Origin of the sequence: Geothrix edaphica (genome assembly GCF_030268045.1) — a bacterium.
In the GTDB taxonomy this organism is placed as follows: Bacteria; Acidobacteriota; Holophagae; order Holophagales; family Holophagaceae; genus Geothrix; species Geothrix edaphica.
The window spans coordinates 688,274-713,175 of sequence record NZ_BSDC01000001.1 but is presented as its reverse complement, the minus strand read 5'-3'; the positions used below and the strand labels follow the sequence as shown (position 1 = coordinate 713,175).

18 protein-coding genes are annotated in these 24,902 nt (G+C 67.9%); 9 read left to right on the top strand and 9 right to left on the bottom strand.

Annotated elements, in window-relative coordinates:
* Positions 1-29: 29 nt before the first annotated feature.
* Complete coding sequence (locus QSJ30_RS03160; protein ID WP_285606328.1) at positions 30-1,061, top strand: alpha/beta hydrolase family protein; 1,032 nt, start codon at positions 30-32, stop codon at positions 1,059-1,061.
* A gap of 78 nt (positions 1,062-1,139) precedes the next feature.
* Here QSJ30_RS03160 and secD read toward each other — a convergent pair whose 3' ends face one another.
* The 3 genes from secD to tgt all read right to left on the bottom strand — a co-directional run bounded on the left by secD (position 1,140) and on the right by tgt (position 5,518).
* Complete coding sequence (gene secD, locus QSJ30_RS03155; RefSeq protein WP_285606327.1) at positions 1,140-3,986, bottom strand: protein translocase subunit SecD; 2,847 nt, start codon at positions 3,984-3,986, stop codon at positions 1,140-1,142.
* A 71-nt stretch (positions 3,987-4,057) separates the two neighbouring features.
* Complete coding sequence (gene yajC, locus QSJ30_RS03150) at positions 4,058-4,369, bottom strand: preprotein translocase subunit YajC (protein WP_243300575.1); 312 nt, start codon at positions 4,367-4,369, stop codon at positions 4,058-4,060.
* On the bottom strand, positions 4,370-5,518 hold the full coding sequence (gene tgt / locus QSJ30_RS03145; RefSeq protein ID WP_285606326.1) for a tRNA guanosine(34) transglycosylase Tgt: 1,149 nt from the start codon (positions 5,516-5,518) through the stop codon (positions 4,370-4,372). It abuts the gene before it with no gap.
* 319 nt (positions 5,519-5,837) lie between these two features.
* Here tgt and QSJ30_RS03140 point away from each other — a divergent pair, with 319 nt between their 5' ends.
* From QSJ30_RS03140 to QSJ30_RS03125, 4 genes are all read left to right on the top strand, one after another.
* A complete protein-coding gene (locus QSJ30_RS03140; RefSeq protein WP_285606325.1) occupies positions 5,838-6,578 on the top strand; it encodes an energy transducer TonB in 741 nt (246 codons plus the stop codon).
* Positions 6,579-6,629: 51 nt separating this feature from the next.
* Entirely contained in the window at positions 6,630-7,358 is a 729-nt protein-coding gene (locus QSJ30_RS03135) for a MotA/TolQ/ExbB proton channel family protein (protein ID WP_285606324.1), read from the top strand.
* Positions 7,359-7,445: 87 nt separating this feature from the next.
* Positions 7,446-7,919 (top strand): ExbD/TolR family protein, encoded by a 474-nt coding sequence (locus QSJ30_RS03130; RefSeq protein ID WP_285606323.1) that lies wholly within the window; start codon positions 7,446-7,448, stop codon positions 7,917-7,919.
* Positions 7,919-8,413 carry an ExbD/TolR family protein gene (locus tag QSJ30_RS03125; RefSeq protein WP_285606322.1) on the top strand — a complete coding sequence of 165 codons (495 nt, stop codon included), beginning with the start codon at positions 7,919-7,921 and terminating at the stop codon, positions 8,411-8,413. Before QSJ30_RS03130 ends, QSJ30_RS03125 begins: the two co-directional genes overlap by 1 nt.
* Positions 8,414-8,456: 43 nt before the next feature.
* Here QSJ30_RS03125 and QSJ30_RS03120 read toward each other — a convergent pair whose 3' ends face one another.
* The 5 genes from QSJ30_RS03120 to QSJ30_RS03100 all read right to left on the bottom strand — a co-directional run bounded on the left by QSJ30_RS03120 (position 8,457) and on the right by QSJ30_RS03100 (position 16,847).
* Positions 8,457-9,356, bottom strand: coding sequence for a DMT family transporter (locus tag QSJ30_RS03120; protein WP_285606321.1), 900 nt, complete (start codon positions 9,354-9,356; stop codon positions 8,457-8,459).
* A gap of 170 nt (positions 9,357-9,526) precedes the next feature.
* Entirely contained in the window at positions 9,527-11,017 is a 1,491-nt protein-coding gene (locus QSJ30_RS03115; protein ID WP_285606320.1) for a DUF512 domain-containing protein, read from the bottom strand.
* Between the two features lie 114 nt (positions 11,018-11,131).
* A complete protein-coding gene (locus QSJ30_RS03110) occupies positions 11,132-13,171 on the bottom strand; it encodes an elongation factor G (protein ID WP_285606319.1) in 2,040 nt (679 codons plus the stop codon).
* Positions 13,172-13,300: 129 nt separating this feature from the next.
* Positions 13,301-15,664, bottom strand: coding sequence for a 3-hydroxyacyl-CoA dehydrogenase/enoyl-CoA hydratase family protein (locus tag QSJ30_RS03105; protein ID WP_285606318.1), 2,364 nt, complete (start codon positions 15,662-15,664; stop codon positions 13,301-13,303).
* A 34-nt stretch (positions 15,665-15,698) separates the two neighbouring features.
* Complete coding sequence (locus QSJ30_RS03100; RefSeq protein ID WP_285606317.1) at positions 15,699-16,847, bottom strand: thiolase family protein; 1,149 nt, start codon at positions 16,845-16,847, stop codon at positions 15,699-15,701.
* A 165-nt stretch (positions 16,848-17,012) separates the two neighbouring features.
* Between QSJ30_RS03100 and QSJ30_RS03095 the strand changes: the two genes are divergently transcribed.
* Together QSJ30_RS03095 and QSJ30_RS03090 are read left to right on the top strand one after the other, a co-directional pair.
* On the top strand, positions 17,013-17,966 hold the full coding sequence (locus tag QSJ30_RS03095) for an AAA family ATPase (protein ID WP_285606316.1): 954 nt from the start codon (positions 17,013-17,015) through the stop codon (positions 17,964-17,966).
* Positions 17,967-17,990: 24 nt separating this feature from the next.
* The gene (locus QSJ30_RS03090; RefSeq protein ID WP_285606315.1) at positions 17,991-18,344 is read left to right on the top strand and encodes a hypothetical protein; all 354 of its coding nucleotides are present in this window, start codon (positions 17,991-17,993) and stop codon (positions 18,342-18,344) included.
* Here the strand turns inward: QSJ30_RS03090 and QSJ30_RS03085 are convergent.
* A complete protein-coding gene (locus QSJ30_RS03085) occupies positions 18,341-21,508 on the bottom strand; it encodes a serine/threonine-protein kinase (protein ID WP_285606314.1) in 3,168 nt (1,055 codons plus the stop codon). The genes QSJ30_RS03090 and QSJ30_RS03085 overlap by 4 nt on opposite strands.
* Positions 21,509-21,802: 294 nt before the next feature.
* Between QSJ30_RS03085 and QSJ30_RS03080 the strand changes: the two genes are divergently transcribed.
* On the top strand, positions 21,803-23,551 hold the full coding sequence (locus QSJ30_RS03080) for an ABC transporter permease (protein WP_285606313.1): 1,749 nt from the start codon (positions 21,803-21,805) through the stop codon (positions 23,549-23,551).
* 7 nt (positions 23,552-23,558) lie between these two features.
* Complete coding sequence (locus QSJ30_RS03075) at positions 23,559-24,857, top strand: ABC transporter ATP-binding protein (protein WP_285606312.1); 1,299 nt, start codon at positions 23,559-23,561, stop codon at positions 24,855-24,857.
* The last annotated feature ends 45 nt before the right edge of the window (positions 24,858-24,902 follow it).

Below are 24,902 nucleotides of genomic sequence, written 5' to 3'. Positions count from 1 at the left end.
GCTAGCCTGGGCTGAAACCGGAGCCATCCATGCGTCCACCGACCTGGTCTTCCCTCGGCCTTCCCGCCCTTCTCCTGGCGATGGCACCCGCGCTGTCCGGACAGGCCGCCCCTGGAGAGGATCGCCTCAAGCGCGTGGAGACCCGGGTGAACGGCCTCAACTGGGAGCTTGATGCCGTACGGAAGGCCGCAGACGACCAGCTCTGGTTCCAGCGGCTCTCGGACGTGGCCGTGGTGGACAAGGTGACCTACACCGGGCCCCCCAACCCCAAGGGAGAGGAGACCTACGGCATCAAGAACGAGCGGCACCCGCTGAAGATCCAGCAGTACGTCTTCGTGCCGCGCAAGGCCGAGAAGGGCCGCAAGCTGCCCCTCATCGTGCTGCCTCATGGCGGGGTCCACGGCGACTTCGGCACCTACCACGTCCACATCGTGCGGGAGATGATCGAGCGCGGCTACATCGTGGTCGCCCCGGACTACCGGGGCTCCACGGGCTACGGCAAGGGCTTCTACGAAGCCATCGACTACGGCGGCCTGGAGATCGACGACGTAGTCGCAGGCCGGGACTGGGCCGTGGAACACCTGCCTGTGGATCCCAGGCGTTGCGCGATCGTGGGCTGGAGCCACGGCGGCCTCATCGCCCTCATGGCCGTCTTCGACCACCCGGAGAAGTTCGCCGCCTCCTACGCCGGAGTGCCCGTCTCGGATCTCATCATGCGCCTGGGCTACGTCGGGCAGGACTACGTGGCCGAGTTCTCCGCCAAGTTCCACATCGGCAAGGAACCCAAGGACGCCGTGGCGGAATACCGACGTCGCAGCCCCGTGTGGAATGTCCAGAAGCTCCGCACCCCCCTGCTCATCCACACGAACACCAACGACCGGGACGTGAATGTGGTCGAGGTCGAGCAGCTCATCAACGCCCTCAAGGCCGCCGGCAAGACCTTTGAGAGCAAGATCTACCAGGACGCCCCCGGCGGCCACAGCTTCAACCGCATCGACACCACGGTGGCCCAGGAGTCCCGCAAGGAGATCTATGCGTTCCTGGAGAAGCACCTGAAGTAGGTCGTTCTTCTTCCGCGCGAAGCGCCTAGAAAAATCGTGGCCCGAACGGGCCACGATTTTTCCATGTGAACCGATGGATCAAGCGTGCTGTTTGAGTTTATCTTTCCCGCCGAACCACTGGTCCCAGTACACCACCACGGGGCTGGCGATGTAGATGGACGAGTAGGTGCCGGTGATGACGCCAATGACCAGCGGGAAGGCCAGGTCGTGGAGCGCCGGGCCGCCGAAGAGCCAGAGGCAGACGCTCACGAAGAGCACGGACAGGGAGGTGAGGATCGTCCGGCCCAGGGTCTGGTTGATGGAGTCGTTCACCAGCTTGGTCACCGTCGCCCGGCGGTATTCCGGTCGATGGCTGTTCTCCCGGATTCGATCGAACACCACGATGGTGTCGGCCATGGAGTAGCCCATGAGGGTGAGGAAGCTGGCCACCACGGGGACGTTGAACTCGTAGCCGAAGGCCGCGAAGAGCGCCAGGGCCATGAGCATGTCGTGGACCAGCGCCACGATGCCGCCCACGGCGTAGCTGGCCGTGAACCGGAACATCACGTAGACCAGGATGGCGCCCAGGGCCCAGGCCACGGCCGTGAGGGTCTTGCGGGTCCACTCGCCGGAGATGCTGGGCGAGAAGCTCTCGTCCTTGAGGATGCCCACGGAGCCCAGACGGTAGTTCTTCTGGACCGTGTCCCGCACCGCCTGGGGCAGGTCCTGCGGAAGCTCGCCGAAGGCCTGGTAGAGGCCGGAGGGGAGCCGGTCCCGGGCGGCGATGACCTTCTCCGCCAGAGGCGCATAGGCGGCGGCGAGGGCGGCCTCATCCCCGCCCAGTCCGACGGGGTTGGTCTTCACCAGGGTGTCGGCCAGGGTCTTGGAGCCTTCGAGGTTGAGGGCCGGGAGCGGGTTGCTCGCGCCTTCAGGGTCCATCTGCTTGAAGATCGCCCGGAGGGCATTGGCCTGGATGGTGCTGTCCTTCTGATCAGCGTCCTTCTTGGCCTTCACCTTCACGGAGAAGTCGCGGACCGACTTGTCGGCATTCTCGTAGGCCACGACCGAGGCATCCGTGTAGCCGTTCCTGGCCAGCGCGGCCCGGATGGTTTCGGGCTCCATGGCGCCGCGGAACCGCACCGTCATGTCGTTGCCGCCCACGAACTGCATGCCGAGGTGGATGCGGTTGTTGTGGGTGAGGTTCCAGGGCCGCACATAGAGGAGGGAGATCAGGATGATGCCCCAGCTGATGGCGATGGCCGTGCCCTTGTACTTCATGAAGTCGTAGGACGCGCCCTTGAAGAAGGTGTGAGTGCCCACGGAGAGCGTCTTGGTACCGGGGTGGTGCTCGAGCACCCAGTCATAGATGTAGCGGCTGATGTAGATGCTGGTGAACAGCGAGGCCACGACGCCCACGGTGAGGGTCACGGCGAAGCCCTTCACGGGGCCCGTGCCGAAGATGAAGAGCAGCAGGGCAGCGAAGAGCTGGGTCACGTGGCTGTCCACGATGGTCCAGAACACGCGGTCGAAGCCCGCGTCGATGGCGCCGGGCACGCTCTTGCCGAAGCCCAGTTCCTCCTTGATGCGCTCGAAGATGAGGATGTTGGCGTCCACGGCCATGCCCAGGGTGAGCACGAAGCCCGCGATGCCCGGCAGGGTGAGCGTGGCCCGGAAGGAGCCCAGCAGGCCCATCATCACGATCACGTTCACCGTCAGAGCCACGATCGCGTTGGCGCCGGACCAGTGGTAGAAGATCACCATGAAGGCGATGATCGCGGCGAAGCCGATGATGGCCGCGCGCACGCCGGCGTGGATGGAGTCGCGGCCCAGGCCGGGGCCCACGACGCGCTCTTCCAGGAACTTCATGGGCGCGCGCAGGGCGCCGCTGCGGAGCTGGCTGGCGAGGTCGTCGGCCTCCTGGGCGCTGAAGCTGCCGCTGATGCGCACGGCACCACCGATGATCTTCTCCTTGGCGGTCAGCTCCGTGATGATCTTGCGGTCGAGCACGATGGCGATGTAGCGGCTCTCCTCGGAGGCGATGCCCGTGAGGCGGGCGAAGTCGTCATCCCCCTTCTTGTTGAGGGTGAAGTTGACTTCGTTCGCCTCGGTCTGCGAGTTGGAGGCCCGGTGCGAATCGATGATGTCGGCGCCGTCCACGGCCACGCGGCTTTCCAGCAGCACCCAGCGGCTGATCTTCTCCTCGCCGGGCTTGGCCTTCGCCGTGGGCTGGCCCGTGCGACGGGCCTGGCGCTCGCTCTCGATCTCGGGGAACAGCTCGAATTCCTGCGGGATCTGCCCCTTGAAGAACTCCAGGGCCGCCTCCTTGGAGGGGAAGTAGACCTGGGGACCCTTGGCCACCAGGCGCTGCTCCAGGTGGCCGGGCGTGGCCAGCAGGGTCTTGATGCGCTCGCGATCGCCTTCCTCGATGCCGGGGATCTCCACCACGATGCGGTTGCCTTCGGCGCCGCTGGCGGTGATCTCAGGCTCCAGCACGTTGGCGGGGTCGATGTCGCGGATGCGCTTCTCGATGACCTCGAGGGCCCGCTTGTTGGCGTCGTCCTTGAGCTGCTTCTGGTAGGAGTCCTTCTGCGAGAGGAGGAACGCATCCCCCTCGGAGGCGGACGTGTAGCCGGGGAAGAAGTCCTTGGCGACCTTCTCCACGGTGGCCTTCTGATCGGCGCCCACGCCCTCCACGCGGAGGGCGGCGCCATCCACGCGCACCGTGGCGCCCGGCAGACCCTTCTCCTTGAGGCGGGACGCGAGGCGGTCCTTGCTGTCGCGCAGGTCGGCCGCGAGGGCCTCCTGGCCCTGGACCTCCAGCTCGAAGTGGACGCCGCCCCGGAGGTCGAGGCCCAGTTTCACCTTGGACAGGGGCGTGAAGAAATATCCGCAGCCGAACAGCACGGCGAGGACGATGGCGAGGCGCCAGAGGCTCCGTTTGGTCACGGGGCGCTCCTAACAGAAGGCGGGACGGGCCAACAGTGGTGCGTTGGTCCCGGCCCGGCAGGTCGGGAAGATCAGTTCTGGGATTCGGGTTCGTTGGCCAGGGCCGCCACGGCCGCGCGCCGCGCCTTGACCACGGAGCCGCCGAGCTTGAGCCAGATGTGCTTGTCCTCGACGCGGTCGATGGTGGCGTAGAGGCCGGAGGTCAGGACGACCTCGTCGCCGGCCTTCAGCTTCGACAGGCGGGCCTCCATCTCCTTGCGGGCCTTGCTCTGGGGGCGGATGAGAAGGAAGTAGAACATCAGGGCCATGCCGCCGATGAACACGAACTGGATCCAGGCCGGACCACCGGTCGCGGGCTGCTGAAGAAGGGCGTACATCATCATCTAGGGCTCCTCGGTCTGCCATCGAGCGCGCGAGGTCTGGGCGAACGCCGGAAAGCGGTTTTCCAGCAGGGCCTGCCGCGCAGCGCGGGTGAGCCCCACAGTGTAGCTCAGGTTGTGGATCGTGTTCAGCGTGAAGCCCAGCAGCTCGCCGCAGCGGAAGAGGTGGTGCAGGTAGGCCCGGCTGAAGGTCCGGCAGGTGTAGCAGGCGCAATCCGGGTCCAGGGGCAGGTCCGCCTCCCGGTGCCGGGCGTTCTTGAGGTTGAGCTTGCCCCGGCTCGTGAGGATGCGGCCGTGCCTGGCCTCGCGGCTGGGCAGCACGCAATCGAAGAGGTCCACCCCCTGCTCGATGCCGAAGAGCAGGTCCTCCGGCGTCCCCACGCCCATGAGGTAGCGGGGCCGGTCCGCCGGCAGCTCCCGCACGAACTCCGCCAGCACCGCGTTCATCTCGTCCTTGGGCTCCCCCACACTCAGGCCGCCCACGGCGAAGCCCTGGAAGGGAGTCTTCGCGTCGAGCTCCAGGGCCTCCGCCAGGTGACCCCGCCGCAGGTCCAGGTGGGTGCCGCCCTGGTTGATGGCAAAGAGCCCCTGGTGTGCCTGGAGGGGCACCGCTCGGCTCCGGGCCAGCCAGCGCGTGGTGCGGGCCATGCTGACCTCGAGCTTGGACCGCTCCATCCGGCCCGGCGGGCACTCGTCCAGGGCCATGCAGATGTCGGAGCCCAGGTTCCGCTGGATCTCCAGGCTGCGCTCCGGCGACAGGAACTGCGGGCTGCCGTCCAGGTGGCTCTGGAAGGCGACCCCCTCCTCGGTCATCTTCCTCAGGGAAGCCAGGGAGAAGACCTGGAAGCCCCCGGAGTCCGTGAGGATGGGCCCTTCCCAGCCCATGAACCGGTGCAACCCCCCGTGCTGGGCCACCAGAGCATCCCCTGGCCGGAGCCCCAAGTGGTATGTGTTCCCCAGAATCACCTGGGGACCGATGTCCCGGAGCTGAGCCGGAGTGATGCCTTTCACCGTTCCCTGAGTCCCCACGGGCATGAACGCGGGTGTCTCGACCTCGCCATGTGAGGTATGAAATCGCCCGGCCCGGGCTGGCCCGGAGGCGCCCCGAGACTCGTGGATGAATGAGAAATAGGGACTTGTGATCTTTGGCATGGGGAGTTTCTACTTCCTTAACAAAAATTAACAATTCCACCCTTTTGAAACGCAGATGGGTGTTGCGAAAGCCAGCAAAAAAACGCCGAATGCCCTGTCCACGGGGACTTGCGCCTGTTATTCCAGCTTGACCAGCCGTCCGCCCTTTGCCATCTTAGCCGTTGGGCTTGCCCCAGTTCTTTATCTCCATCTCCGTAGCCGGATCGATGTTCCCGTCGGTTCGGCTCGCTGTTTTTTCCCCTGGATCTTTCACGGGAGTCGCATGAGCAAAGATCCCAAGAAGTCAATCCCCGCAAAGCCGGCCCCCCCCGTGGAGTCGTTGGAGGACGCAGTCTACAAGTCCTCCCTCGCCGCCGGGAACGACGCCATCCGGCGGGGCAACCCCAAGGTCACCATCCCCACGACGGTGGCCATGTACGCTCTGTTCGCGCTCGTGGCCTTCCAGCTGGCGAAGCATACGGAGACGGGTCAGAAGGTCCTCAAGACCATGGCCATCGACCTCGCCGAACAGGCTGAGGCCGCGCCGCCCCCGCCGCCTCCTCCGCCTCCCCCGCCTCCGCCGCCTCCGCCGCCGATGGCCGTGTCCACGGGCAAGGTGGATACGACCCCCATCGATCCGCGCCAGGAAGTGGTGCCCGAGACGGTGCCTAAAGAGCTGCCCAAGCAGGACCACTCCCTGGGCGGTGTCCCCGGCGGCGTCCCCGGCGGTGTCCCCGGCGGCGTCATCGGCGGTGTGGTCGGCGGTGTGGTCGGCGGCGTCGTCGGCGGCACCGGCAAGGTGGTGGACTTCGACTTCAGCCAGATCAAGGTGAAGTACCAGCCCCCCGCTCCGCCGTATCCGGCCCTCGCCAAGATCGCCAAGATCCAGGGCACGGTGGTCGTGGAGATCGTGGTCGGCCCCGATGGCGTACCCACCTCGGCCGTCGCGAAGGAAGGTCCTCCCCAGCTGCGGCCCACGGCCGAAGCCTACGCCATGCAGTGGAAGTTCGAGCCCGCCCTCCTGAACGGCACTCCCCAGTACGCGCGCTTCAAGCTCACGATGCCGTTCCGGCTCCGCTAGCCCGCGCCACCTCCCACGTCCAACCCTTTTCCCATTCCATAAGGAAACCTCATGAACCTGCTTGCCACCCCCCTGATGCTCGGGCTTGCCGAAGGCGGCCACGACAGCTTCTCCGCGGCCGAGATCTGGCGCGCGGCGTCCATCGCCAACAAGTTCATCATCACCGTCCTCTTCCTCCTGATGGCCTACCAGATCTACGTGGCCATCGAGCGCTTCGTGACCTACGCGCAGAGCAAGCAGGCCTCCGACAAGTTCCTCAAGCTCTTTATGGACACGCTCCGCCGCGGTGACTTCGAGGCCGCCAAGCGCGCCGCCACCACCCACAACAAGAGCCACATCGCCCTGGTGCTGAAGCACGGCCTGGACATCTTCCAGTACGAGAAGCAGCTCAAGACCATGAACCCCAACCACGACGCCATCCAGCCCGTGGAGCGCGCCATCCAGCGCGGCACCGCCGAGGTGGTCGAGCTCCTCAAGAAGGGTATGAGCGGCCTGGGCACCATCGGCGCGCTGGCCCCCTTCATCGGCCTGCTCGGCACCGTGATCGGCATCATCAAGGTCTTCTCCGACCTGAAGACCAAGGGCGCTGGCGATATCAACGCCCTGGCCGGCTCCATCGGTGAGGCCCTGGCCACCACCGCGCTCGGCCTGTTCGTCGCCATCCCGGCCGTGTGGATCTACAACCTGCTGACCAACAAGCAGGATGTCGTCGTCACCAACATCAACAATGCGGCCTCCCAGATGATCGACGAGTTCATCCGCCGCGAGAGCCAGAGCTAAGGATCCGCCACCCAGCCCGGGGGCGCGAGCTCCCGGGCGATTTTCTGAGGAGAACACACCATGGATACAGGTGGTTCCAAGGGTGGGATGAAGTCCGACATCAACGTCACGCCGCTTGTGGACATCGTGCTGGTGCTGCTGATCATCTTCATCGTGATCACTCCAGCCGTGAACAACGCCGTGAAGCTGCCGTTGGCCAAGCATGCCCCGAAGGTGGACCAGCAGGCGGACGCAGGCCAGAAGTACCTGACCCTCATGCTGACCTCCAAGCGCAATGACAAGTACGAAGTGATCGGCCCCGGCGCCGTGCTCATCGACGACAAGGACGCCAAGGACGAGCGCTTCTTCATCAATGACGAAGGCCAGCGCCAGAAGCTCGAGGACTACATCAACCGCAACGTGTCCCAGCTGAACGACAAGCGGGTGTTCGTCAAGGCCGACGCCGATCTGCCCTTCAAGTACATCAATGAGCTGTTCCAGTCCTGCCGGAAGGGTGGCGCCGACGAGGCCTCCATCGTGACCAGCGAGGACAAGGACACCAAGAAGGAAGGGGGTAACTGATGGATGCCGGCGGCGCGAAAGGCAAGGCGAAAACCGATATCAACGTCACCCCGCTGATCGACATCGTGCTGGTGCTCCTGATCGTGTTCATCGTGATGGTGCCCGGTCTCAGCAAGGCCATGAAGGTGGTGGTGCCCCAGGTCGTCCAGACCTCCACCCCGCCCAAGCCCGATCCGAACAACATCCTGATCCAGGTGGACCAGGACGGGACGATGACCCTCCAGCAGGACAAGATCGACGCCCAGGGCATCAAGGACAAGCTGCCCGATGCCGTGATGCTGCAGCCCCTCAACTACCGGAAGGTCTTCCTGAAGGTGGACGAGGACGTGAAGTTCCAGGCCATGGTGGATGTGCTCGATGCCATCCGCGTCGCCTCGGATCTGGCGAAGAAGAAGTCCCTCGAGAACCTGGACAAGTTCCAGGGCCAGGATGGCGGCGATGTGAAAGTGGCCGTCTCCCTCAAGAAGCGCATCGTGGCCGCGCCCGTCAGCTAGGCGTTCCCGATTCCACGAGAAGGGCCCCACCCGGGGCCCTTTTTCATGCCCGCGGGCGGTGCCCGAGCACGGTGCCGTAGGCCACCCCCGCCACGGTGATGAGGACGCCCGCCAGCCCGGCCCCAGTGGCGCGCTCCCCCAGCATGGGCACCGCCATCAGGTACTGGACGATCGGCAGCAGCTGGAGCCAGACCGCCGCCTCGGACACGGCCAGGGTCCCGTAGGCCTCGGACATCAGCAGCTGGCCTCCGAGGGCCAGCAGGCTCATGAGCACCGCCAGGCCCCAGGCGCCGAGGCTCCCCTGGGAGAGGCCGGGCCAGGGCGAGAGGGCGAAGGGCAGCACCACGGGCAGCCCAGCCACGCAGAAGAAGAAGAAGATGGTGGCCGCATTCTCCGTATGGCGCGCCGCCCGGATGGCGTTGGCGCTCGTGGCCGCGAAGATGGCCGCGGCCAGGGCGGCCACCTCCCCCCTCCCGAGGCCCAGCCCCATATGCCCCTGGCTGAGCACCAGCACCACGCCCAGGGAGGCAGCCAGGATGGCCAGCCAGAGGTGGATCGTGGGGCGCTCCTTGAAGAGCGCCAGGGACATCACCACGGCGATCACGGGGAACACGTTGTAGAGGATCCCCGCCTCCCCCGCCGGGATGTGGGCCAGAGCGTAGAAGTAGAGCACCACCACAGCGCCGCCGGAGAGCCCCCGCGTCACCAGCAGGCGGTAGTTGTTCGGCCGGTAGAGCCCCGGGATCAGGCCGAAGGCGGCGAGGCTCACCAGGGCCCCCACCACGAAGCGCAGCACGGCCAGGTGGCCCGCCGTGAACCCCATGCCCGGCAGCGTGAGCTTCCGCGCCAGGATGGCCATCAGGCCGAAGCACACCGCAGAACCAGCCAACTCCGCGCGGGCCACCATGCGGCGGCGGGATTGGGCGGCGATCAAGGCTGGCATGCCTTCCATCCTGCCTGGACTGGCGGGGGTGGGGCCTGAAAAGCTTCAACCACACCCGCGAAGGGACGCGGAGACAGCAGAGCGCGCGGAGGCTGCATCGGCTCTCCTCTTTTCTCAGCGCCCTCCGCCTTCTCAGCGCCCCTCTGCGTGCGTTTTTCCCTACACGAGGCTCAGGGGTTGTAGGCGCCCTGGGGCAGGTTGAGGCCCGCGGTGTGGAAGGCCGAGGCCAGGGCCCCGCCCCGGAAGGCGCCGCGGTCGGCGGCCTCCAGGTGATCCAGGAGGTGGGACAGGTTGGCGCCGCTGGGCACCGTGGGCACACCCAGCTCCGCCGCCATCTGGGGCAGCGTCAGGTCATCCAGGAAGGTCCCCTCCTCCCGCACCACCACCCCGCGCAGGGTGTACTGGTCCGTGGGGCCCGTGTGGGTGCGCAGGCTGGCTGAGGGCACCACCACCGCATCCACCCAGCCCGGGCCCCCGCCCTTGGCATCCCGATCGGCGTGGGCGGCGTACTTCAGGTCCTCGCCGCAGAGCAGACCCGCCACGGTGACGCTGTCGCCGAAGCTGAAGTTCCGGGCCGGCACCACGCGCAGATGGCTGCCCACGGCGCGGTTCAGCTCGGCGGCCACCCGCGAAAGGGTGGGCGCGAAGCTCGACCCCGTCAGCAGCAGCACCCGCCGCCCCGCGAAACCCTTGGCGCGGGGACTCTTGATGAAGCGGCGGCTGTGCTCCAGGAAACGGCGCACCAGGCCCACACCGTTCTCCAGCTGGGCCCAGGAGCGCGAGTAGAAGGCCCGTCCGGGGACCTCGATGCCCGCCCGGGTGAACCACTCGTCCGCCAGCAGCAGCCAGGGCTCGCCATCGTTGGCCCGGGTGTGCTTCCGCACTTCGGGCATCCAGCGGGCCACCCAGTCCCGGGCGAAGGCCGTGTCGACATCCTGCACCGAAGGCAGGTTCTCCCGGTGGGCCGTGAGCCCCACGGGCACGCAGGACAGGCTCAGGACGCTGCCCCTGCCCTCCTTCCCCCCTCCCAGGCTTCGGCTCCAGAGGTCGTCGACCGTCTGCTGCCAGATGGCCCCGTCGTTGAGCCCCGGCGCCACCACCGCCTGGGTGTGGACATCGATGCCGCCCTCCAGCAGCCGGTCGATCTTGCGGAGGATGTGGCCTTCGCGAGGGTTGCCCACCACCTTCACCCGGGCCGCGGGATCTGTGGCGTGCACCGAGACGTGGATGGGGCTCAGCCGCTCGCGTACGATGCGGTCCAGCTCCGCGTCATCGCTGCTGGAGAGCGTCGTGAAGTGGCCGTAGAGGAAGGACAGGCGGATGTCCTCATCCTTGAGGTAGAGCGACTTCCTGAAGCCCTTGGGCATCTGGTGCACGAAGCAGAACACGCAGTTCTGCTTGCAGACCTTCACCTCATCCTGGGCCAGGTCCACTCCGATGCCCTCGCCGCCGTTCTCCACGAAGGCCTGGAAGGTGCTGCCGTCCGGCCGCTGGACAAGCACCTGCGCCTCGTCCTCCCGGGTGATGAGGAACTGGTAGTTCAGCTGGTCCAGCACCGCCTCGCCATGGATCTCCAGCAACGTGTCGCCGGGACGGATCCCGGCCTCCTCGGCCAGGCTGTCCGGTTCCACCGTGATGACTTGCACGCCTTTCTGGGCCAAGGGGACGCTCCATGCTCCGGATTCCCTGCGGGAATCCGGAGATAGATTGTCTCATTTTGAAGGAAGAATGGCTTTTCCTATCTCCAGCCCGGAGGGCTGGAGCCGCGCTCGGCCTCAGGCCGTTGTTTTCGCCGCCTTCCTTGCCTCCACCACCTTGTCGGCGTCGCGGCCCACCAGCTCCTGCAGGTGATGGAAGGCCCAGGTGAAGGAACCGACGCCCATGGTGAGGCTGCGGAGCTCCACGATGACGTCGCTCATCTCGGCCTGGGGGATGTAGGCGGAGACCACGTCCCAGCCCTTCCAGCCGGGCTTGGCGTCGAAGCCGAGCACCTGGCCCCCCCGGCGGCCCGTCACCAGGCGCTGGGCCTTGGGCGTGTACTCGCTGGGGACGCTGATGTGCACTTCGGAGATGGGTTCCAGCAGCACCGGGTGGCAGACCGGCGCCGCCTCGGTCATGCCGATGCGGGCGGCGGTCTTGAAGGCCATGTCGGAGCTGTCCACGGTGTGGTAGCTGCCGTCCACCAGGGCCACGTGGATGTCCACCACGGGGAAGCCCAGGGGGCCGCGCTTCATCCAGTCCACCACGCCGTGCTCGATGGCGCCGAAGAAGTTCTTGGGCACCACGCCCCCCACGATGCGCTCCTCGAACTGGAAGCCCGTGCCGCGGGGCAGCGGCTTGATCTCGAACCACACGTCGCCGAACTGGCCGTGGCCGCCGGTCTGGTGCTTGTGGCGGCCGTGCACCTTGGCGCCCTTCGTGAAGGTCTCGCGGTAGGGGACCATGGGCGGGTGTTGCTGGACATCGAGCCCGAAGCGGCTCTTGAGGCGGTCCAGGGCGCACTTGAGGTGCACCTCGCCCTGGCCCCAGAGGATGCGCTCCTGGGTCTCGGCGTTCTGCTCCACCTGGAGGGAGGCGTCCTCTTCGCAGAGCTTCTGGAGGGCCAGCGACAGCTTCACGTCGTCGCCGCTCTTGGCGGTGTGCAGGCTGAGGGCCAGCATGGGCTGGAGAGGCTCGGGCCAGTCCATCTCGAGCTTGGCGCCGGGCGTCAGAACTTCGCCGGTGCGCACCTCATCCATGCGGCCCAGGGCCACCACCTCGCCGGCGGAGGCCTTCTGCTGCTTGATCTGCTGGGAACCGAAGAGCCGGTTGATGCCGCTCACCCGGTTCCCCGCGAGGATCGCGCCATCGGCCACCTCGCCGCGCCACACCCGGGAGATGCTCAGCTTGCCCACGTGCTGGGCGTGGACGCTCTTGAACACCTGCACCAGCGCGTCCTTGCCCTCGGGGATGCCCAGCCGCGCGGCAGTGGCCTCCACCCGGGGCGCTTCGTCGCACAGGGCCTGGAAGAGCCGGCGGACGCCGGCGTCCTTGTCCGCCGAACCGAAGAAGACCGGCACCAGCAGATCGTCGCGCACATCCTTGGCCAGGTCTTCGGACACCTCCTCAAGCGAGGGCGCCATGTCGCCCAGCAGCTCCTCCATGAGGTGGTCGTCGAAGTCCGCAAGCTTCTCCAGCATGAGCTGGCGGGCCTCCTGCTCCTCGGGCAACAGGGACTCCGGCAGCTGCTTCAGGTCCGCATCCTTGTCGGCTTCGTATTTGTAGGCGTGTTCGCTGATGAGGTCCACGTAGCCCGTGACCTGGTCGCCCTCGCGGATGGGGATCTCCACCAGCACCAGCGGGCGCTCCGACACCATCTGCAGGGCATTGAGCACGTCCTTCAGCTTTCCGGCGCTGCCGGCGGCTTCCATCTTGTTGATGAACATGACGTGGGGGATCTTGTGGTCATCGAGGAACTTCAGGGCGGGCGCGGCCATCAGCGCCCGGGCCGGGTCGGGATCGCACACCACCACGGCGATGTCCGCGGCCATGAGGGCGTGGACCGACTCCTGGCGGAACTCGACGGATCCCGGGCAGTCGATGAGGGTCCAGTTCTCACCCTCATAGGTACAGGCCGCGAGGCTGGCCTCGACGCTCATCTGCCGGGCCTTGGCTTCCATGGAGGCGTCGCCGACGGTGTTCCCCTCCTTGACGGAGCCCTTGCGCGGCAGGGCGCCCGCCACGAAGAGAAGGCTCTCCATCAAGGAGGTCTTTCCGGAGAGGTAGGGGCCCACGATGGCCGCTACGCGTGGAGTTGACTGAGAATTTCCGCTCACAGTGCCTCCTGATTGTCTGGTTCCGATGTGGACCGCCCCAAGTGTTCCGACCTGGTCACACCCTGGCAACACCAAAAAAAAGCCGCCCGGGAAAAGGCGGCTTAAGTCACAACATAGCGGTAGTTTGGGTCAGTTCCGCAGGGGTTTCCCCGATTTCAGGATGGCGTCCATGCGGGCCTGGGTCTTTTCGTAGCTGCAGAGGCGGGCGAAGGCCTGCCGCTCCAGTTCCAGGATCCGCTCCTCGCTGATCTCCTGGACGAGGCTCACGTCCCCGCCGCACAGGATGTTCGCCAGCTCGCCCATGATGATGGCGTCGTGTTCGCTGGCCAGGCCCTGCAGCTGGAAATCGCGGACGGCCATCTTGAGGGCCTCGCTGCCGCCCCGGCCCGGCAGGCGCAGGGTGCGCTCCTTCACGGGCTGGAAGTCCGCGGCCATCTTCAGCACTTCCTGCTTGGCCTCGTTCAGCAGGAAGGCCTTGTTCATCACGCGGCGGTCCGTGCGGCGGAGGTAGCCGTTGCGCTGGGCCTCATCGAAGCTGGTGTTCACGTTCGCCGTTCCGATGAACTGGAAGGCGGCCTTCACCTTGGGCATGGGGCCCAGCTCGCCCTTGGCGGCCATGGCCTCCTCCATGCGCAGCAGCATCTGGAGACAGCCGCCGCCCGCGGGGATCACGCCCACGCCCACCTCCACCAGGCCGATGTACAGCTCGGCGTGGCCCACGGCCCGCTGGCAGGCCATGGTGACCTCGCAGCCGCCGCCCAGGGCCAGGTTGAAGGGCGCCGCCACCGTGGGGAACGGGGCATAGGTGAGCATGCGGGCCGCGTACTGCAGGCGGCGGGCCACTTCCTCGATGAGGTCGAACTGCTTGTCCTTGGCGGCGTTCAGCACCATCACGAGGTTGGCGCCGGCGCTGAAGTGCTGCCCCTGGTTGCCCACCACCAGGCCCTTGAAGCGGCCGGGGATGTGCTTCTGGATGGTGTCTTCCATCAGGCCGATGATGCCGTCGTCGAGGGCGTTCATCTTGCTGCGGAAGCTGAGGCAGGCCACGTCATCGCCCAGGTCGAGGAGCTGGGCACTGCCATTCTCGGCCACCACCTTGCCGCGGCCCTCTTCGCGCTTGAGGATGATCACGCGCTTGTCTTCGAGGATCGCATCGTAGGCCAGGGTCTTGGGATTGAGCTGCGCCACGGGGACGCCGTGCTCCCAGCGGTAGAAGCTGGTGACCCCCTTGGCCAACATCTGCTCCACGAGGGGCGCGATGGGCAGGTCCTCGAACTTCATGCGGGCCACGACCCGCTCGACGCCCAGGGTGTCCCAGGTCTCGAAGGGCCCGAGCTCGAAGGCGAAGCCGTTCTTGATGGCGCGGTCCACGTTCAGGGGACCGTCCGTCACCTCGCCCAGGCGGTTCACGGCATAGGTGAGGTTGGGGGCGATGCAGCGCCAGGCCAGGCGGCCGGCTTCCGTATCACTGGTGAGCAGCGTCTTCACCTTTTCCGCGGGGTCGTCGATGCCCTTCAGCTCCTTGAGGATGGGCCAATCCCGCTTCACCTGCGGAATGTATTCGCGGGTGGCGGGATCGAGCGCCAGGAAGCTCTTCTTGCCCTTGGCGTCCTTCGGACCCTTCTTGAAGAAGCCCTGCTTCGTCTTGTTGCCCAGGAGCTTGTTGTCCAGCATGTACTGGAGGAACTCCGGGAACTTGAAGACATCCCGCACCTCGTCGTTCGGGCACAGGTCGTAGACGTTCTTCGCGGTGGCCGCGAGGATGTCCACGCCCGCCAGATCCGCCGTGCGGAAGGCGGCGCTCTTGGCCCGGGCCGCCGCGTCGCCCAGCACCGAATCCAGCACCTCGAAGGGGATCTTCTCCTCCAGGGCCATCTGCAGGGTGGCCATGATGCTGTGGATGCCGATGCGGTTGCCGATGAAGGTGGGGCTGTCGTAGGCCGGCACGACCTCCTTGCCGAGGCTCTCCTCCAGCCAGGTGCGGAAGGCCTGGGCCTCCTTGTCATCCACCTCGGGGCCCTTCACGAACTCCAGCAGCCTCAGGTAGCGCACCGGGTTGAAGAAGTGTGTGATGACGAAGTGCTGCCGGAAGGCGTCGCTGCGGCCCTCCACCAGCAGCTTCAGGGGGATGCCCGAGGTGTTCGAGCTGACCCAGGCGCCGGCCTTGAGCTTGGGCTCCAGACGCCCGTACAGCTCCCGCTTGATGGCCAGGTCCTCCTTCACCACTTCCACCACCCAGTCGCAGTCCGCCAGGCGGTCCAGGTGGTCCCGCAGGTTGCCGGGCCGGATCTTCTTGAGGAACGAGGGGTGCATGGCCAGGGCCGGCTTGGACTTCGCCAACGCCGCCAGCGCCCCTTCCGCCAGCTTGTCCGGCGCCGCCTCGTCGATGACGATGTCCAGCAGCTCCACCTGGCAGCCCGCCGACGCCACATGCGCCGCAATGCCCGAGCCCATCACGCCAGACCCGAGGACTCCGATCTTCTTGATGTTCATGTCCAACCTCCTGATGTCGATTCGCGTGGTTGGATCAGATCTTTTCGATGATGGACGCGATGCCCTGGCCGCCGCCGATGCACATGGTGGCGATGCCGTACTTGCCGCCGTCGGTCTCGAGGCGGTTCAGCAGGGTCGTGATGATGCGCGCACCGCTGGCGCCGAGGGGGTGGCCCACGGCGATGGCGCCGCCCCAGGCGTTCACCTTCGCCATGTCGTAGCCGCCCTCGCGGATCACCGCCAGGCTCTGGGCGGCGAAGGCCTCGTTCAGCTCCATGGCGTCGATCTGGTCGAGCTTGAGGCCGAAGCGGTCCAGCACCTTCTTCACGGCGGGCACGGGGCCGATGCCCATGCGGTCCGGCTCCACGCCGGCCACGGCGCCACCGATGATCCGGGCCCGGGCCTTCAGCCCCAGGGACTTGGCCAGGCCTTCTTCCATCACCAGCATGAAGGCCGCGCCGTCCGTGACAGGGGAGCTGTTGCCGGCGGTGACGCACCCATCGACCATGAAGGCGGCCTTCAGCTCGCCCAGCTTCTCGAGGGTGGTCTCGGCGCGGATGCACTCGTCCTGCTGGAGGGTGACGGGCTTGCCGTCCAGGCCCTTGGCCTCGAAGCGGACGATCTCCTTCTCGAACTTCCCGGCCTTCCAGGCGGCGGCGGCCTTCTGGTGGCTCTGGTAGGCGAACTCGTCCTGGTCCTTGCGCGAGATCTTGTATTCCTTGGCCAGGTTCTCAGCCGTGATGCCCATGGAGCAGTAGGCCGCGGGGTAGTGTTCGCTGATGTAGGGATCCACGCTGGGGTTGAAGCCCATCATGGGCACCTTGGACATGCTCTCCACGCCGCCGGTGAGGAAGAGGTCGCCCTGGTTGGCCATGATGGCCCGGGCGGCCATGAGCATGGTCTCCTGGCTGCTGCCGCAGAAGCGGTTGATGGTGGCGGCGCCGGCGGTGATGGGCAGGCCCGCGCGGAAGCTGATCAGCCGGGCCATGTTCATGCCCTGCTCGCCCTCGGGCATGGCGCAGCCCACCAGCACGTCCTCGAGGCCCGACCAGTCCTTCAGGAGCGGCTTGAGGGCCTCGATGACCACCGAGCCCAGCTGCTCGGGGCGGGTGGCAGCGTAGGCGCCCTTGACGCCCCGTCCGATGGGCGTGCGCTTGGCTTCGACGATGACTGCGGATCGCATGGGTCCTCCATGGGGAAGTGACTGGGATCGGGGTTTGGAGGAGCCTAGCACCGGCCACAGAGCCCGTAAGCACTTACCGTGGGTCATGAAGACCTACCAGGGGTCAATGCGCCATTCCGGTCCGACCCGGTTCCAGTCAAGATGAGTGGACCTTCAGGACACCCCATGACCGCGACCTACGCCCACTCCCTGGAACCCCTGCTCGCCGAATGCCGCAAGGTGATCGTGGGCCAACCCCAGCTGCTCAACCGCCTGCTGGTGGCCCTGCTCTGCCGCGGCCACGTCCTGCTGGAGGGCCTGCCGGGCCTGGCGAAGACGCGCACCATCAAGACGCTGGCCGCCGCCAGCCACACCAGCTTCCACCGCATCCAGTTCACGCCGGACCTGCTGCCCAGCGACGTGGTGGGGACCCTGGTCTTCGATCCCAAGCAGCTCACGTTCACCCCCAAGCGCGGCCCCATCTTCGCGAACCTGCTGCTGGCGGACGAGATCAACCGGGCGCCCTCCAAGGTGCAGGCCGCACTGCTGGAGGCCATGGAGGAGCGCCAGGTGACGCTGGGCGAGGAGAGCTTCCGCCTGCCGGATCCCTTCCTCGTGCTGGCCACCCAGAACCCGCTGGAGCAGGAGGGCACGTTCCCCCTGCCCGAAGCGCAGATGGACCGCTTCCTCTTCAAGCTCCACGTGGACTATCCGAAGCAGGAGGACGAAGTGGAGGTGCTCCGCCGCGCGCACCTGAACGGCGACGAGGTGAACCCCGTGGTGGATGCCGCGAGCCTCCTGGCCGCCGGTCGCGAGGCCCAGAAGGTGCGCCTGGACGACGCCATCCGCACCTACATCGTGCGGCTGGTGCAGGCCACCCGGCCCGGCCACGGCAAGGTCTGGAAAGGCAAGGAGCTGCTGCGCTGCGGGGCCAGCCCCCGGGCCTCGCTCTCCCTCCAGGCCTCCACCCGCGCCCTGGCCTACCTCCAGGGCCGCGACCACGTGCTGCCCCAGGACGTGGTGGACCTCGCCCCCGACGTGCTGCGCCACCGGCTCCTGCTGACCTTCGAGAGCGAGGCCGATGGCGCCACCACGGACCAGGTCATCGCCCAGCTGCTCCAGGCCGTGCCCCGCCCCTGAACCTCACGCCACAGGAGATCCTCCATGGCCAACCCACCCCGCCCCCGCATCACGGGCATCACCGTGAATCTCCTCATGCCCGACGGCACCACGCGGGTCCACACCATCGATCCCAAGATCTGCGACGCGCTCGTGTGGAGCGACCGGGCCGTGGAGGTCTTCGGCAAGTTCTACGACAAGGGCGGCCCCGCCGAGGGCAAGCAGATGACCCGGGAGGATTTCCTCCATCATTTCCCGCACGGCGGGCCGATCATCGGCGACCAGCCGCACCTTCCCATAACCCCGGCCGTGGTGAACCAGATCTGGAACCACCCCAAGGAGGATGGGACTGCGCCGGCCTACCTTTCGAAGAGCCTCATGAATCCCGTGAATGGCTAGAAGTCCCGCCAGCCTGGATGCAGAGCCCTGCCCCTCGCCCGGACCTGGGCGGCGCCCGCGAAATCGCCGCAGGCCTCACGGAACTGGGCCAGGGCCATCCAGAACCCGGGATCCACGGGCTTGAGCCTGACCAGGGACCGGGCCAGTTCCTCCCCTGATTCCCGCACGTGCGGGGGCTGGGACCGGTGCCCGGTGCGCAGCAGGAACGCCAGGTAGCGGAGCCGGATGGCGCCCGGTTCGATGGGATCTTCCGCACTGCCATCCAGCTGGACCGGCAGCTGGCCGGCCTCGTCCAGGTAGCCGCTGGGATCCCGGCCTTGCGCTTGCGCCTGCATGGCGGCGGCCAGGAGCGCCTCCATGAGGAAGGGCGTCAGGGTCGCCAGGGGGACCTGGGCCTTCCGGGCGCGATGGAAGGCCGTACGCGCCAGGTCCACTGCACCCTCGGGATCCCGGCCATCCCGCGCCAGGGCCTTGGCCTGGACCGCCCGGGCGATGAGGATGCCCCGATGGAACCCCACGTGGCCGGGCTGGGTCTTCAGGGCCGCCTCATAGGCCCGGACCGCCTCCTCCGCGTCGGCAGAGGGATCTCCTCCAGAGGCCAGGCTGGCCTTCGCCATGGCCTGGGCCACGCCCCCCAGGCTCGACTGATAGTAGGCGTCCCCCGGATGCGCATCCGCCGTGGCCCGGGCCTGCTGCAGGTAGGGCGCCACCGCGTCGCGGCGGTAGCTGCCCTTCAGTCGGGTGTGGTCGATCCAGGCGAGCAGGGCGGAACTGCGGATGTTCATCAGGACGATGTGCCCCGGATCGAGCTGCAGGCCCCGATCGGCCGCGGTCATGGCCTCCTTCAGGGGCTGGGAGGGATCCGCCCCCGCGCTCAACAGGCGGAAGCCTTCCGTGCGTAGGACAGAAGCCCGGGCGGTGAACGCCTCGACTTCATCGGGGTTCCGCCGCAGGGCCTCCGCCGCATCTGTCCTGGCCTGGGTCAGCCAGGCCCCCGGGTCGCTCTCCCGGTAGGTCAGGTACCGGGCCATCTCCCCCCGCGCCCGCGCCCGCCAGGCCAGGGGCTCGGCCGCGGAGGGCTCCAGCAGGGTCCAGCGGTCCGCCACGGCCACCTGGGCCAGGACGGGCCCGCGGGGGTCCGCCCCCGATTGCCAGCCCAGCGCCACCGCCTCCTGCCAGCGCCGGAGGTCGAGGCGGAGAAGGTCCACATCGCAGGGGGCCCGGAGCTCGGCCTGCGCCAGGGCCCGGCCCGCCGCCGCCAGGGCGGGCCTGGTGATCGGCTCTTCCTGCGCGAGGTGGGCCTGGGCGAGCCAGGCCTCCGCCTCCAGCCGCAGGGCCTCGTAGAACCAGGGAGCCTGCGCCTGGGCCTCCCGGGCCAGCCGGACCGCCTCCTGCGGCTGGCCCTCCATCAGCATGAGCAGCCCCGTCCGGAAGGCCGGGGGCTCCAGGCTGGCGCTGGCGCCGCGCCTCAGCCAGTCAGCCGCGGGAATCCTCAGCGTCTGCATCAACTCCTCCAGCCGCCGCTGCCTCAGGTCCGGGTCGGGCAGCGCGTAGGCCTTCCCCTGTTCGATCTGATAGATCGCGGCCAGGGCCCGCCCCTGGGCGTGGGCCGCCTCGGGCGTCCGGAACCCCATGGCCCAGGCCCGTTCCAGGTGGGTCCTGGCGCCGGACGGATCGTCCAGGGCGAGGCGGGCCCGCCCCAGCGCGTAGGCACCCGGCGCCTCCGCCAGCGGCCCCGCGGCCCGGACTTCCCGGGTCAGGGCCTCGACCCGGGCCCGGAGATCCGCCTGGTCGCGGGTCAGATCCCGCGCCGGCTGGATCCGCAGGTAGCGGGCCAGGGCCTCGATGCGCTCGGCGGCCTGGGCGAACCGCTGGGCATGGGCGGCCCGGGTCTGGGCCCGCAGCCGCTCCCGCACGGCCAGCCCGCCGAAGACCGCGATGGACAGGCAGACCGCGGCCGAGGCCGCCACCAGGGCCTTGCGCTTCCGGGCCCAGTGGATCATCCGTTCCACCGGCGTGGCGGCGCGGGCCTGGATGGGCTCGCCGTCGAGGATGTGCTGGAGGTCCTCCCCCAGCGCCCGGGCGGTGGCGTAGCGCCGGCGCGGGTCCTTCTGGAGGCAGGTGAGCACCACCGTATCGAGGTCCGGCGGAATGGTGGGCACGTGCGTCCGGACCGGCACCGGATCGTCCTTCACGATGCGCGTCATGCAGTCGAGCCCCTCCCCCCCGAAGGGCGGATCCCCGGTCAGCAGCTCGTAGAGGGTGGCGCCCAGGGAATAGATGTCCGACCGGCGGTCCAGCAGGCCCGCCTTCCCCCGCGCCTGCTCGGGGGACATGTAGCTGACGGTGCCCATCACCTGCCCGGTTTCCGTGAACCGGCCGCCCTCCAGGCCCCTGGCCAGCCCGAAGTCGAGCACGCAGGCCCGGGTGGACCCGTCCTCGAGCCGCTCCATCATGAGGTTCGCCGGGTTGAGATCGCGATGGATGAGGCCCAGGCGATGGGCCGCGTGGACGCCTTCGCAGACTTCCGTCATGAGCCGCAGCAGCGCCTCCAGCGACAGCGTGGACGCGGCCTTCAGGAGGGTCTCCCCATTGATGAACTGCATGACGATGTAGGGCTGGCCGCGCCACTCGCCCACCTCATGCACCCGGCAGACGTTGGGATGGTCGATCCGGGCCTGGAGCTGGGCCTCCTGGATGAACCGCTGCAGGAGCGCGGGATCGTCCCGCCGGAGGAGCTTGAGCGCCACCACGCGGCGGAGGCGGGAGTCCGTGGCCCGGAAGACCCGGCCCATGCCCCCTTCGCCGAGCAGCTCCAGGGCCTCGAACCGTCCCCACCGTTCGAGGGTCCGGGCCCGGAAGATTCCGCTCTGCCGGAGCCCGGCCGGTGGGATGGACGCCTCCGGGCCTGGCACCGGGGACTCGGCCCCCCCTTCCGTGCCCGGGCCGTCGGACGCCCTGGGCCCCTGCGCGGTGATTTCCATGGACCAGTGGTCCGCCTCGGCGGCCTCCAGGTCGGCCAGCTCCTGCTCCAGCATGCGGCGATCGCCCTCGTCCAGGCGCCCAGAGGCCACCAGGTCATCCAGCTGGCCGCTGATGTCGCCGGGTTCGAGGAACCCGCGGGCCACGGCCAGGGCCAGCACCCGCTCCTCAGCGGTCGCCATGGCTGCCGTTCCGCACGATTCCACTCCTCGTTGAATCGTTCATGGTGCCCCCATCGAGGCCTCAGGTGAAGCGCTTCCCGTGTTGACCGGGGCCAGTCCCGGGGTCAGACTGGCCATGGCCCTGGCGCCGGAAAGGAGGTTCGATGGGACGACAATCCGACCTCTCCGAACCTCCGTCGTGGTGCGCCGCCCGCTGAGGTGGCCATCCCCCGTTCTTCCGGCTCCCCCGAATCCGCCCCCTGAACGGGATGTCGGCGCGCAAGGCTGCGCCCCATCCGCTCCTCCGGACCGGCCATGATCCACCGCTTCCTCGACACTGTCTGGGGCCAGGCGATGAACCTGCTGACGGCGCCCATCCGGCACCGCCGCTGGATCGACCTCCTCGTGCTCGCGGCCCTCGTGGGCACGCTGGCGGCGCTCTGGCTGGTGGGGAAGGAGTGGACTGCCGTCCAGCGGCCCACGGTGGAGATCGCCCTCAGCGCCTGGGCCCTGCCCAAGTACCTCCTCCTGTCCCTGATCCGGGCCATCGCGGCCTACGTCGTGTCGCTGGCCTTCACGCTGGTGGTGGCCTACTGGGCGGCCAAGGACCCGCGCGCCGAGCGGGTGCTGGTGCCCATCCTCGACATCCTCCAGAGCGTACCGCTGCTGGCCTTCCTGCCGCCCGTGCTGCTGCTCATGCTCACCCTCTTCCCCCGGAGCAACATCGGCCTGGAGCTGTCGGCGATCCTCCTCATCGTCACCTGCCAGGCCTGGAACATGGCCTTCAGCTTCTACCAGTCGCTGAAGACCCTGCCCAAGGAACTGGAGGAGACCTCCAGCCTCTACGGCTTCACCTGGCTCCAGAAGCTCCGCTGGGTCGAGATCCCCTTCGCCACGCCGGGCCTGGTGTGGAACTCCATGGTGAGCGTGGCGAACAGCTGGTTCTTCCTCATGTCTGCCGAGGCCTTCCACGCGGGCAACAAGAACTTCCAGCTTCCGGGGTTGGGATCCTACATGAACACGGCGGTGGAGCAGGGGAGCACCCGCGCCCAGATCTACGCCATCCTCACCATGCTGGTGCTGGTGATCCTGCTGGACCAGCTGGTCTGGCGACCCGTGGTGGCCTGGTCCCAGCGCTTCCAGGTGGACGAGGGCGGCGAGGTGGATCCCGGCGAGAACTGGCTCCTCCGCCTCTTCCGCCGCTCACGCCTCCTGAAGTGGCTGGAACGCCGCCGCAACCAGCGCCTGCACCAGCGGACCCCGCGCCCGGCTTTCATCCGGAAGGCCCACGAGGAGTTCCAGCGACCAGGGCGGCTGGGGTCCTGGGTGGCCTCCTCGGCCATGGTGGGCATCCTCGCGCTGCTCTCGCTGGGAGCGTTCTCCGTCGTGCGGTTGCTGGCCGAGGTGAGCGGCCCGAAGTGGCTGGTCCTGCTCAAGGCCGGCGGGGCCTCCCTGTCGCGGGTGCTCCTGTCCACGTTCCTGGCCACGCTCTGGACCCTGCCGGTGGGCCTGTGGATCGGCATGTCGCCGAAGTGGTCCCGGCGCCTGCAGTCCGTGGTGCAGGTGGCGGCCTCCTTCCCCTCCTCCCTGATCTTCGCGTCGCTCATCCTGCTGTTCAGCTCCCTGGGCATCGGGCTCGGCGTGAGCTGCGTGCTGCTGATGGTGCTGTCCACCCAGTGGTACCTGCTGTTCAACATCATCGCGGGGGCCCAGGCCATCCCCGCGGACCTCCGCGAGGCCTCCACCGCCTACCGGATGTCCCTGTGGAAGCGCTGCTGGAACCTCTACTTCCCGGCGGTGTTCCCCTTCCTCGTCACCGGGTGGGTGACCGCCACCGGAGGCGCCTGGAACGCCAGCATCATCACCGAGATCGTCACCACCAGGCAGCACACGCTCCGGACCTTCGGCCTGGGCGCCGAGGTCGTGCTGGCCACTGAGCAGGGCTCCATGCCCCATCTGGCCGCGAGCGCCCTCCTCATGGCGACCCTGGTCGTCCTCTTCAACCGCCTCGTCTGGGTGCCGCTCTATCGCCTGGCCGAGACCCGCTACGCGCTCAACCGCTGAGGTGGACATGCAGCAGCCCTACACCTCCCCCATCTGCGAACTCCGCGGCGTCCAGATGCGCTTCCCCGGCCCCCGGGGCGGCGTCCAGCGCGTGCTCGAGGACATCCGGCTCGAGGTGCGGCCGGACGAGATCCTGTGCCTCATCGGCCCCAACGGCTCCGGCAAGTCCACTCTGCTGCGGCTGCTGGCGGGCCTCATGCCCCCCACCCAGGGCGAGGTCCGCCACCACGGCGAGAAGCTCGAAGGCCTGAATCCGGGCGTGGCCATGGTGTTCCAGAGCTTCGCCCTCTACCCCTGGATGACCGTGGAGGAGAACGTCCGTGTGGTGCTGCGCGCCCGCGACCTGCCCGAGGGCGAGGTCCGCGAGCGGGCCCACCAGGCCATCCGCAAGGTCGGCCTCGAGGGCTTCGAGGAGGCCTTCCCCCGCGAGCTCTCGCGAGGCACCAAGCAGCGCGTGGGCGTGGCCCGGGCCCTGGCGGTGGACCCCGAGATCCTGGTCATGGACGAACCCTTCAGTCAGGTGGACGCCCTCACGGCGGAAGCACTGCGCGCGGAGATCATGGACATCTGGGCGGACAAGGAGCGCAACCCCTCGGCCATCGTGATGGTGAGCCAGTCCATCCGCGAGGCCCTGCTCATGGCCGACCGGGTGGCCGTGCTGTCCGGCAGCCCGGGCACCCTGCGGACCATCGTCGAGGTGCCCATGGCCCGGCCCCGCGACAGCCGCTCCCCCGAGTTCATGAAGCTGGTGGACCACCTGCACGACATCTTCACCAGCGCCGAGCTCCCGGACGTGCAGGTCACCGCCCCCATCCCCAGCGCCGCCGCCCAGGAGGACCAGGTGGAGCCCCTGCCCATGGCCCAGAGCGGCGACATCCTGGGCCTGCTGGAGTTCCTGGAGACCCAGGGCGGCACCAGCGACCTCTTCCAGGTGGCCTCGCACACCCATGTCGCCTTCGAGAAGGTGCTCACCACTGTGAAGGCCGCGGAGATGCTGGACCTGGTGGACACGCCCAAGCGCGCCGTCCTGCTCACGCCCCTGGGCAAGCGGTTCGTGAACGCCAACATGGATGACCGCAAGGACCTGTGGCGAGCCCAGCTCCTGGAGCTGCGGCTCTTCCGCGTGGTGCAGGAGATGATGCACCTCGAGGAGGGCGAGCTGTCCGAGGAGACCCTCCTCCAGGAGCTGGCCACCCGGCTGCCCATGGAGGATCCGGAGAAGACCTTCGAGACCCTGGTCGCGTGGGGCCGCTTCGGGGAACTCTTCGCCTATCGCGAGGAGCGGGGCGTCCTCACGCCGGAGTAGCCACCCCGGCTCACCAGACCTGCCACCCAACCTGAGTCCGATCGG